Source organism: Streptomyces sp. CBMA29, from assembly GCF_014596445.1.
Taxonomy (GTDB): Bacteria; Actinomycetota; Actinomycetes; order Streptomycetales; family Streptomycetaceae; genus Actinacidiphila.
The window spans coordinates 1-11,747 of sequence record NZ_MECL01000241.1; the positions used below are offsets into that span (position 1 = coordinate 1).

An 11,747-nucleotide genomic window follows, 5' to 3' on the forward strand; every position below is an offset into this window, starting at 1 on the left:
GAGGCGCTGTCGCTGCGCAGGTCCCGCAGGGGGCCGGGCGGCGGTGCGGACACGCGAGACGCCTCGGGGACGGGCCAGGACCCGTACGGCACTGGCGGCACTGACGGCACACACGGCGGACGGGGCGTCGGCGACGTACCGCCGGAGCCGACGGCCGGGCCAGCCGAGGCCGCCGGGCCCGCCGAGCCCGCCGCACGCAACGATTCCGCCGCTCCCGACGAGGAGGCCGCACGATGAGCCGCGCGCTCGACAACGGCGCGGATGAGCGCCCCTTCCCGCTGACCGACACCCAGCAGGCGTATCTCGTCGGCCGCGGCGACCTCTATCCGCTGGGCAATGTCAGCACGCACGCGTACCTGGAGCTCGAAGGGCCGCTGGACGTGGGGCGGTTCGTCCGCGCCTGGCGGCTGCTGGTGGACCGGCACGGCATGCTGCGTACAGTCATCGACCCGGACCGCCAGGAACAGCGGCAGTTGGCGGAGGTCCCTGACCCGCCGATCGAGGTCGTGGACCTGCGCGACCGGCCCGCCGAGGAGGTCCGCGCGACGCTCGCCGCCCTGCGGGAGCGGCTGTCCCACGAGGTGCGCCCCGCCGACCGCTGGCCGCTGTTCTCCGTGGCGGTCTGCCTGCTCGGCGACGGCGTCTGCCGGGTGCACGTCGGCTTCGACGGGCTGACCGTCGACTGGGCGAGCTGGCATGTGATGTACCGCGACCTGTCCGCCTTCTACGAGCGCCCGGACGCCGAACTGCCGCGGCTGCGAGGCGCGTTCGCGGATTACCTGCGCGAGTCCGGCGCGGCGCGGGACGCGGAGGCGGTCCGCGAGGCCGAGGAGTTCTGGGCCGAGCGGCTGCGCGACCTGCCGGACGCCCCTGCGCTGCCGCGCGGCGCCGATCCCGGCGCCGTGCTCCGGCCCCGCTTCGTCCGCCGTGAGGCCGTCCTGGACCGCGCCACGTGGTCCGCGCTGCGGGAGCGCGCGGCGGCGGCCGGTCTCACACCGACCGGTGTGGTGCTCGCCGCGTACGCGGAGGTGATCGCCCGCTGGAGCGCCACCGACCGCTTCACCCTGAACGTGCCCAGCATGAACCGCTCACCCGCGGTGCCGGGCGCGGCCGAACTGGTCGGCGAATTCGCGTCCTTCACCCTGGTCGAGGCCGACCACAGCGGTCCCGGCACCTTCACGGCGCGGGCCAGGGCGCTCCAGCGCCGGCTCCTGGAGGGCCTGGAGCACGGCGAGACGAGCGGCGTACGGCTGCTGCGCGAGCTGACCCGCGCGCGCGACGGCGAGCAGGCCCGTATGCCGGTCGTGCTGACCAGCACCCTCGCGCTCAGCGAACCCGTACCGCACGCGCTGGAGCGCGCCCTGACCCAGGTGTACGGGATCACGCAGACGCCCCAAGTGCACCTGGACGCGCAGGTGGAGGAGCGGCGGGGCACGCTCTGCTGCAACTGGGACGCGGTCGAGGAGCTGTTCGCGCCGGGCGTGCTGGACGCGATGTTCGGGGCATGGACGGCGCTGCTGAACCGGCTCGCGGACGATCCGGCCGTCTGGGAGCTCGACGATGTCGGGCCGCTGCCCGCCGAGCAGACGGCGCGCCGCCGGGCGGCGCAGGGCGCGGACCGGCCGATACCGGACGAGCTGGTGCAGGACGCGTTCCTGCGGCAGGCCGCCGCGCGCCCTGCCGACCCCGCGCTCATCAGCGCGTCGGGGACGCTGACCTACGGCGCTCTGCTGGCCCGTGCGGCGGACCTCGCCCACCGGCTGCGCGCCGAGCCGGGGGTGGCGCCGGGCACGCTGGTCGCGCTGCTGCTCGACAAGGGCGAGGACCAGGTGGTGTCCGCGCTCGCGGCGCTGCTCGCGGGCTGCGCGTACGTACCGCTCGACCCCGAAGTACCGCCCGCGCGGCTGAGGTTGCTGCTCGACAGCGCCGCTGCGGCGGCCGTCGTCACGCACGCCCCGCTGGCCGGCGCCGTACCGGACGGTCCGTGGCCGGTGGTCCGGGCGGACGCCGCCGCCTTCGGTGGTCCGGCGGAGCCTCCGGCGGCGTCCCGGGAGGCTTCCGACCTGGCCTATGTGCTGTTCACGTCGGGGACGACCGGGACGCCGAAGGGCGTGATGATCGAGCACCGGGGCGTGGTCAACTGCCTGCGGGAGACGGTCGAACGCTTCGGGATCGGCCCCGGCGACCGGTGCCTCGGGCTGACCGCGCTCCACCACGACATGTCGCTCTTCGACGTGTTCGGGGTGCTGGGGGCGGGCGGCACGCTGATCCTGCCGGAGGCGGCCCGGCGGACCGATCCGGCGCACTGGGCGGAGCTGATGGCCCGGCACGGGGTGACCGTGTGGAATTCGGTGCCGGCGATGATGGAGATGCTGCTGGACCGGCTGGCCGACTCGGCGACGCCCGCGCCGCTCGGCGCGGACGGTCCGCGGCTGGTCTTCCTCGGCGGCGACTGGATACCGCTGGCCGCGGCCGGGGAGCTGGCGCGGCGTTTTCCTTCGGCCCGGCTGGTCTCGGTGGGCGGTCCCACGGAGACCACCTTGTGGAACATCTGGTATCCGGTCGAGCGGGTCGACCCGGCGTGGACGTCGGTCCCTTACGGCACTCCGCTCGCCAACACCCGCTACCACGTGCTGGATCGCGCGCTGCGGGACCGGCCCGACGGCGTGACCGGCGAGCTGTACTGCTCGGGGCCGGGACTCGCCCGCGGCTATCTCGGCGATCCGGCGGCCACCGCCGAGGCGTTCGTGACCCATCCGCGCACGGGTGAGCGGCTGTACCGCAGCGGCGACCTCGCGCGGTACCGGGCCGACGGGGTGATCGAATTCGTCGGCCGCGCGGACGGGCAGGTGCAGATCGCCGGGCGCCGGGTCGAACCGGCCGAGGCGGAGGCGGCGTTGGCCGCGCATCCCGGCGTCGCGCGCGCCGCCGTGGTACCGGTGCGGCGCGACGGCGTGGCCGGGCACCGCGGTCTCGCGGCCTTCGTCGTACCGGCCCCGGGCGAGCCGGTGCCGGAGGTCGCGGAGTTGCGCGACCACCTCGCCGCGCTGCTGCCCGCGTCCGTCGTGCCGGGGAGTCTCACGCTCTGCGCCGACCTGCCGCTGACCCGGAACGGGAAGGTGGACCGCGAGGCTCTGGGGCGTACGGCGGCGACCGCGCCGGTGGCCGGTTCGGCGGCCGGTCCGCCGGCCGAGGAGACGGCAGGCGGGAGCGAGGACCCGCTGGTCGAGCTGATCGCGCGGACCTGGTCGGCGGCGCTCGGGCTGCCGAGCGTGGGAGCGCGCGACAACTTCTTCGCGCTCGGCGGGGACTCCCTGGTCGGCGCCCGCATCCTGGCCCGGCTGCGGGAGACCTTCCCCGACGAGGAGTTGTCGCCGCGCGCGCTGATGGCGACCTCCGACGTGGTGGGCATGGCGCGGGTACTGACCGAGAAGGAGACCAGGCCGGGGCGCATGGCGCAGATCGCCGCGGTGCATCTGTACGTGGCCGGTCTCAGTCCCGACCAGATCGACGCCGAACTCGCGGCCGACCAGGCACCCCCGCGGACCGCGTCATGAGCGGCGGCCGTGGATCGGAACGTCCCCTGGACGAAAGTGAGTTGGCGGCGCGCAGGCGGGAGTTGCTGCGCCGTACGCTGGCGGGCCAAGGGCTCGGCGCCGCCGCCGACCCCGCGCCCACGGCCGTACGCCGTCCCCGGCTGCCCGCGCCGCTCTCGTCGGCGCAGCGCCGTATGTGGTTCCTGCACCAGCTCGCCCCCGACGATCCCGCGTACCACCTGACCATCGGGGTACGGCTGACGGGTGAGCTGGACCCGGCGCGGCTGCGGGCGGCGTTCGAGAGCGTGACGCGCCGCCACGAGGCGCTGCGGACGGTCTACCGGGGCGGCGCGCCGGACGAAGCGGTCCAGGTCGCCGCTCCTGCCGGGGCGGTCCTTCCCTTCGAGGTCCGCGACCTTATGGCCGAGGACGGCGCCGGGCCGGAGGCGGTGGTACGCGCCTGGTCCGACGTCCCGTTCGACCTCACGTGCGAACTGCCCCTGCGGCTACTCCTGTTGCGTCGGGGACCGCTGGAACGCCTGCTCTTCCTGACGATTCATCACATCGCCTGTGACGACCTGTCGTGGGAGATCCTGCTCGGCCAGGTGTCCGCCGCCTACCGGGACGGGGCCGGGCGACAGACCTCCGGGAGCACGGCGGAGAGCGTTTTCGACGGCCCGCCCGAGGGACCGCAGTACGCGGACTTCGCCCGCTGGGAGGCCGGGGAACTGCGCGGCGCCGGGTTCGAGGAGTCGCGGGCCTACTGGCGACGGCTGCTGGCGGGCCCCGGCGGGACCGTACGGCTGCCCTCCGATCAGCCGCGCCCTGCCAGGGCGCCCCGGCAGGGGGTCAGGCGCAGGGCCACGGTGTCGCGGCGGGCGGCCGAGGGGATACGGGCGCTGGCCCGTACCGAGCAGGCGTCGCCGTACATGGTGCTACTCACGGCCGCCGCCCTGCTGCTGCGGCGCAACGGCGCGACCGGACGGGTGCCCTTCGGCACACCGGTGGTCCGGCGGCCCCGGCCGGAATTCGAGCCGCTGATCGGCAACTTCGGCAATGTGATGGTGCTGCCCGTCGACGTGGGACCGGCGGGCGGACGCAACCCCGGCTTCGCCGAACTGCTGTCGTACGTGCGGGAGTTGTGCGCCGAGGCGTACGCGCACCAGCACGTGCCGTTCGAGACCGTCGTGGAGGACGCGCGTCCGGACCGGGGCGGCGGGGCGCCACGGCTGTTCGACGTCATGTTCTCCTACCGTTCGAGCCTGCTCAGCGGCCTGGAGCTGCCGGGCGTGCGCAGCGCCGAGTATCCGCTGGACCCCGGCACCGCCCGCTTCGACCTGGTCCTCGACGTGGCCGACGACGCGGACGGCACCGGCGCGATGACCGTCACGGTCACCGCCCGCACCGACATGTTCACCGCTTCCACCACACAGCGGCTGGCCGGGCGATTCGCCGCCCTGATCGAGGAGTTGGCGGTGATCGCGCCGCGCGACGACGACGACGCCGCCGCGCCCCGCGCCGCCGACTCCGTGTCCTCCCCAGAACGCCCCCTCCCCCAGCCGACCGGCGACGACCGCACCTCACGGCCGCGTCAGGAAGGGACAGCCCTGATGTCCGCACACACCGCACGCACCCCGGACTCCGCTCACTCCGCCGCCACCCCAGAGCACGGTCCGGACACCGGTCCGCGCTCCAGACCGGGGCCCGCGCACGACCCGGGGCCCGCGCACGATCCGGGACCGGACGACGACCCCGGACCCGACTACGACCCGGGCCCCGACTACGACCCGGACCTCGACGTCGCCATCGTCGGCATGGCCGGGCGGTTCCCCGGGTCGTCGGGTCTGGAGGACTTCTGGGCCGGGCTCGCCGCCGGTCGGGAGGCCGCGAAGCCCTTCACCGACGAGGAGTTCGTCGCGGCGGGCAACGACCCGCGCGAGCTGGCGGATCCGGGCCTGGTCAAGGTCGAGGCCGCGCTGGACGGCATCGACCTGTTCGACGCGGACTTCTTCGGCTTCCGCCCCACCGAGGCCGAACTGCTCGACCCGCAGCAGCGGTTGTTCCTCGAATGCGCCTACCACGCCCTCCAGCAGGCCGGTTGCCCGCCGCGCGAGTACCCGGGCCTGGTCGGGGTGTACGCGGGCGCGAGCCAGAGCCGCTACTTCCTCGACAAGGTGCACCCGCACATCGCCGACGCGCCGAATTCGATGGCGCTGCTGCCCGCCCTCTCGGCCAACTCGCCCAGCTCCTTCGCCACGCGGGTCTGCTACGAGCTGGGCCTGACCGGCCCCGGCATCAGCGTCTCGACGGCCTGCTCGACCTCGCTGGTCGCCCTGCACCTGGCATGCCGCGATCTGCTCGACCACAGTTGCGACGTCGCGCTGGCCGGCGGCGCCTGCCTCAACCCGTCACCGGGGACCGGCTATCACCACATGCCGGACGGTCCGCTCTCCCCCGACGGGCGCTGCCGCTCCTTCGACGCGGCGGCCGACGGGATGTTCCCCGGCGACGGGGTGGGGGTGCTGGTGCTCAAGCGGCTGGCGGACGCGCTGGCCGACGGCGACACGATCCGCGCGGTGGTCAAGGGCTCCGCGGTCAACAACGACGGCGACCGCAAGGCCGGTTTCTCGGCGCCGAGCGCCGCGGGCCAGACCGAGGTCATCCTGGCCGCGCACGCGGCTGCGGGGGTGGCGGCGAGCGCGATCTCGTACGTGGAGGCGCACGGCACCGGTACGCCGGTCGGCGATCCGATCGAACTCCGGGCGCTCCTCGACGCGTTCGCGACCGACCCGGACACCGCGCAGCGCCCGGGGTCGTGCGCCATCGGCTCGGTGAAGACCAACCTCGGGCATCTCGACGCCGCCGCCGGCGTGGCCGGAGTGATCAAGACGGTGCTGGCGCTTGAACACGAGGCGATACCGCCGAGCCTGCACTTCGAGCGGCCCAACCCGCTGATTCCGCTGGACGGCAGCCCGTTCCGGGTCGCCACCGGGCTCACCCCGTGGCGGCGCGTGCCCGGCGCGCCGCGCCGAGCCGGCGTCAGCTCCTTCGGCATCGGCGGCACCAACGCGCACGTGATCCTCCAGGAGGCCCCGGCGGGTGCCGCGTATCCGCCTGCCGCCGGTCCCGTGACCGACACCGGGCCGCACCTCGTGACGCTCTCGGCCAAGTCCCCGCAGGCCCTGGCCGACAGCGCCGAGCGGTTGGCCGACCATCTGGAATCCCACCCCGGGCTGGACCTGCGGGACGTCGCCCACACGCTCCGCTCAGGACGCGAGGAATTCGCGTACCGGCGGGCGGTGGCGACAGCCGGCATCGGCTCCGCGGTCCGGGCGCTGCGGGAGGGCGCGGGCAGTGTCGGACAGGCGGCGGACACGCGACCGGTGGCGCTGCTCTTTCCCGGCGGCGGAACCCAGTTCGCGGGCATGGGCGCCGACTTGTACGGCTGGGCACCGGAGTTCACCGCCGCCCTCGACGAGTGCGCGGCCGTCATGTCCGGGCACGGCCGTGACCTGCACGCCGAACTCGCCGCGGACGGGGGCGGTTTCCCCGGTGTCGTCGCCGTCGGCTACGCCGTCGCCCGCCAGCTGGAGGCGTACGGGGTGCGTCCGGCCGCCATGCTCGGCCACAGCCTGGGCGAGTACACCGCCGCCTGCCTGGCTGGGGTCTTCTCGCTGGAGGACGTGCTGCCGCTGGTCGCGGAGCGCGAGCGGCTGATGCTGCTCGCGGGCGGCGCGACCCTCAGCGTGCTGCTGAGCGAGGAGCAGTCGCGCGCCCGGCTGACCGGCGGCCTCGGCATCGCGGCGGTCAACGGCCCGCTGCACTGCTCGGTCTCCGGTCCCGTCGCCGAGATCGAGGAGCTGGAGCGGCGGCTGGTCGCGGAGGGCGTGGACCACTCGCGGCTGCGGCTGGCCACGGCCGTGCACTCCTCGGTCCTCGACCCGATCCTGCCGCAGTACGCCGACGCGCTCGGCCGGGTCACGCTGCGCGCGCCGCGCACCGCGCTGATCTCCAATCTGACCGGCGCGCCGCTCACCGCCGAACAGGCCACCGACCCCGGCTACTGGCTGCGCCACACCCGCGAGACCGTCCGCTTCGCCGACGGCCTCAGCGCCCTGCACGACGCGGACCGCCCGGTGCTGGTCGAGGCGGGTCCCGGGCGCGGCCTCACCCGCCTGGCGGGGCTCCAACTCGGCCGCGAGACCGTCACCGTGTCCGCGACCCGCCACCCCAGGGACGGTTACGGCGACGCCGAGGCGCTGCTGACGGCGCTCGGCACGGTGTGGGCGGCGGGCGGCACGACCGGCCGCCACGCGCCGTACGACGAGCGCCCGCGCCGCCGGCTCCCGCTGCCCGGCTATCCGTTCCAGCGCCGCCGCTTCTGGATGGACCCGCCCCGGCGCGCGGTCGAGCCCGGCACGTATCTGGTGCCGGACGGTCTGCGCGACCCCGGCTTCGGCCGCGCGCTCGAACTGGCCGCCGCGGGGGGCCGGTTGCTGGTGACCGACCCCGGTGACGGACAGGCGCCGGTCCGGTCGTCGGCCGTGGCGCACATCGACGCCGTACGCGAGGCCGGGCTGCTCGCGGAGGACGACGAACTGCTGCGCGGCGGCATCAAGGTGCGGCACGCTCCCGCCGACCTCCAGCGGGATCTCGACGCGCTGTGCGCGCGCTACATCCTGCGGTTCCTGCACGGCGCGGGAGTGCGGACCGGGGACGGCGACAGCGGCACCGCAGAAGCGATCGCCGCGGCCGTGGGCGTCGTGCCCGGTTACCGGCCGTTCCTGGACGCGATGCTGGCCGTGCTGGCCGAGGACGGGCATCTGGTGCGCGGCGCCGACGGCGCCGTGACCTTCCGCGCGCGGCCGGGCGAGGCCGCCGACCTCGGCGCGGAGCCCGGTATCGACGCGCTGGAGGCGGCGCTGCTGGCCCGGCACCCCGACCGCGCGGATGAGTTGGAGCTGCTGCGGCGCTGCGCGGACCGCTACCCGGAGGTGCTGGGCGGGGCGGTGCCGGGGCATCAGGTGCTGCTCCCGGACGGGTCGGACGACATCTCGCAGGAGGTGGTGGACCAGCGGGTCGGCACCAGCGATGTCGCCGTGCACACCCGGCTCGTCGCGCAGGCCGTCGCCCGGCTGGCCCGGCAGGCGGAGGGCGGGCGGCTGCGGGTGCTGGAGGTGGGCGCCGGGCGCGGCTATCTGACCTGGGACGTCGCCGACGCGCTCAAGGGCATCCCCGGTGTCGAGTACCACTTCACCGACCTCGGCAGGTCGTTCGTGCTGGCGGGCCAGCGCACCGCGGCGGCCAAGGACATCGACTTCATGACGTTCGGCGTCCTCGACATCTCCGCGGATCCGGCTCCGCAGGGCTTCCCCGCGGGCGGCTTCGACGTGGTGCTCGCCTTCAACGTCCTGCACGCGACGCCCGACCTGCGCACCACGGTGGCCCACGTACGGTCGCTGCTCGGCGACGGCGGGCGGCTGTTCCTCCTGGAGGCCACCTCGCAGCGGCGCCCGTCGATGCTGACGGCCGGGCTCTTCGAGGGCTGGTGGTACTTCTCCGACGACCTGCGCGAGCACTCCCCGCTGCTGCCCCCTGACGGCTGGCGCGCGCTGCTCGGCCGCTCGGGATACGACGAGGTGGGCGTCTATCCGCGAGACGCCGACCGGCTGCGCGAGGCCGACCACGCGCTGCTGACCGCCCGCGGGGCCGTCACGGATGACGCCGCTCAACGCGCAGAACGCATACGGCGGTTGGAGGCCGCCGGGGCGAGCGTCGAGGCGCTGCCGCAGGAGGCCGCCGCCGCGCTGAGCGGTGCCTTGGGCGCGCTGTCAGGGGACGCGAGGCCGCTGGTGCTCAAGCTCGTCGACGCGCCCGCTCGCCGTCCCGACGCCGACCAGGACCCCGCGGAGACCGTCACAGAGTCCGCCGCCCCGGAGGCGCGCGGCGGCGGACTGTACGGCGGCGGCTCGGCGTTCAACCTGCGCCCGGCCCTGGCCACCCCGTACGCCGAACCCCGCACCGACCTGGAACGGACGGTCGCCGACGCCTGGGCCACCGTGCTCGGCATCGACCGCGTCGGCGCGCACGACGACTTCTTCGACCTCGGCGGCGAGTCGCTGCTCGCCATGCAGCTCATCACACGGCTCCGTACGGAGCTGGGCGTGTCGCTGTCCGTCCGTGCCTTCTTCGACGCGGGCACACCCACGGTCGCGGTGCTCGCCGCTCTGGTCGAGGAGTCCCGCGCCGCCGGGCCCGCGACCACGGCCGCCGCCGCGGCCCCCATCGCCCGCAGCCCGCGCCGGGCCGCCGCCGTCCCCACACCGGAGGACTGACCCATGCCCGCCCCTCTGGAATTCCCCGCCTCCTTCGACCAGGAGCGCATGTGGTTCTTCCACCGCCTCGACCCCGGCAACCCCACCTACAACGTGCCGCTCGTGCTGCGTCTGCGCGGGGCACTCGACCCGGCGCGGCTGTCCCGCGCGCTCGACCAGGTGGTGGCCAGGCACGAGATCCTGCGCACCACGTACGCGGCAGGACCCGACGGCTCGCTCAGCCAGTTCGTGCACGAGACGCTGCCGGTGCCGTTGGAGGTACGCGCCCTGGACGGGCCGCCGCCCGGAGAACCGGTCACCGCCGATCCGCGGGTGCGGGCGAGCCTGCGCGAGGTGGTCCGCGAGCCGTTCGACCTCACCGCTCGGCCGCCGGTCAGGGCCAGGCTGCTGCGGCTGGCGGCCGACGACTGCCTTCTGGTGTTCTGCCTGCACCACATCGCCACCGACGGCTGGTCGCTCGGGCTGCTCGTCCGCGAACTCGACACGTACTACCGGGCGGACCGCGACGGCGTACCGGCCGAGCTTCCCGAACTGCCCGTCCAGTACGCCGACTACGCCGAGTGGCAGCGCGCCACTCTCACCGAGGAGACGCTGGCCGCACGGCTCGGCCACTGGCGCGAGGTGCTGGGCGACCGGCCGCCGCGCATCACCTTGCCCACCGACCGCCCACGCCCCGACCGGCCGTCCTTCCACGGCGCGCGGGTGGACTTCGACCTGCCCGCCGAGACGTATCGCGGAGTGCGGGACCTGGCCCAACGGCACGGCGTCTCGCTGCACATGACCCTGCTGGCCGCCTGGGACGCGCTGCTGTACCGCTACGGCGCGGGCGAGCGGATCGTCGTCGGGACACTGCTCGCCAACCGTGACAACGATCAACTCACGCCGCTCATGGGCCTGTTCGTGAACACACTGCCGGTACGGGTCGACGTGGCAGGCACGTTGTCGTTCGCCGAACTGCTGGCCCGCGTGCGGACCGCCTCCCTGGACGTACTGGCCCATCAGGACACCCCGGTGGACGGCATCGTGCGGGCGCTGGGCGGCGGCCGGGACAGCGGCGGCAATCCGCTCTTCCAAGTCCTCTTCGCGCTCCAGAACTTCGCGGACCAGCGGCTCGAACTCGGCGGTCTCGACGTCGAGCGGGTGGACGACGAGGAGGAGTCCACCCGCTTCGACCTCGAACTGCACGTCTGGGAGCACCCGGACCGGCTGCACGGCTCCCTCGTCCACGACACCGACCTGTTCGACCGGGCCACCGCCGAACGTCTCGTCGCCCACTACCGGGCCCTGCTGACCGCCGCCGTCCGCGACCCCGCGGCCCGCGTCGACGCCCTGCCGCTGCGCTCCGACCGGGACGAGGAGGCGCTGGGCGAACGAATCCGGCACGCCAGTCCGCTGCGGGTACGGGACGGCTCCGGCCGGGTGCCGCCGGAGGGCGTCCCCGGCGAGGTCCGGACGGCGCAGGGCGGACGGACCGGGCAGCGCGCGCTGGTGCGGGCCGACGGCACCGTGGAGGTGCTGAACGCGGTCGGCTGCGACGGCCGCGTGCCCGAGGTGGTCCTGATCGGCGGGACGCGGATCCGCCCGGCCGACGTCGAGGAGGATCTGCTGCGGGCCGCGCCGGCGCTGGCGGACGTGGCGGTGGTCCCCCGGCTCGCCCTCGACGACCCCGGCGGCGCGCCCGAACTCCTGGCCTACGCCGTACCGACCGGGCCTGTCGACCTCGAAGAGCTCGGCGCGCGCCTGCCCGCGCCCGGTTCCGTCGTCCCCGTCGCCCGGCTGCCGCTGACGCCCGAGGGCGAGGTGGACGTGGCGGAGCTGCTGCGGCTGCCGGTGGCCGACGCCGAGGAGGCGCGACGGCTGGAGGCCCGGCTGGGCC

3 protein-coding genes and 1 pseudogene are annotated in these 11,747 nt (G+C 75.0%); all 4 read left to right on the top strand.

Annotation, left to right across the window (positions count from 1 at the left end):
- Positions 1–237, top strand: a pseudogene (locus BGM09_RS38250) (hypothetical protein); the annotation flags it as partial.
- Positions 234–3,557 (top strand): non-ribosomal peptide synthetase, encoded by a 3,324-nt coding sequence (locus BGM09_RS33195; protein WP_188285451.1) that lies wholly within the window; start codon positions 234–236, stop codon positions 3,555–3,557. The pseudogene BGM09_RS38250 and the gene BGM09_RS33195, both read left to right, overlap by 4 nt.
- Entirely contained in the window at positions 3,554–9,871 is a 6,318-nt protein-coding gene (locus BGM09_RS33200) for a type I polyketide synthase (protein ID WP_188285452.1), read from the top strand. The genes BGM09_RS33195 and BGM09_RS33200 overlap by 4 nt, the downstream gene beginning before the upstream one ends.
- A 3-nt stretch (positions 9,872–9,874) precedes the next feature.
- On the top strand, positions 9,875–11,747 hold a 1,873-nt coding region (locus BGM09_RS33205; RefSeq protein ID WP_223187951.1), incomplete at its 3' end, for a condensation domain-containing protein.

Excerpts from the sequence above, each read along its gene's own strand:
- BGM09_RS33195 (WP_188285451.1), top strand. The coding sequence starts at position 234 with ATGAGCCGCGCGCTCGACAACGGCGCGGATGAGCGCCCCTTCCCGCTG.
- BGM09_RS33200 (WP_188285452.1), top strand. The coding sequence starts at position 3,554 with ATGAGCGGCGGCCGTGGATCGGAACGTCCCCTGGACGAAAGTGAGTTG.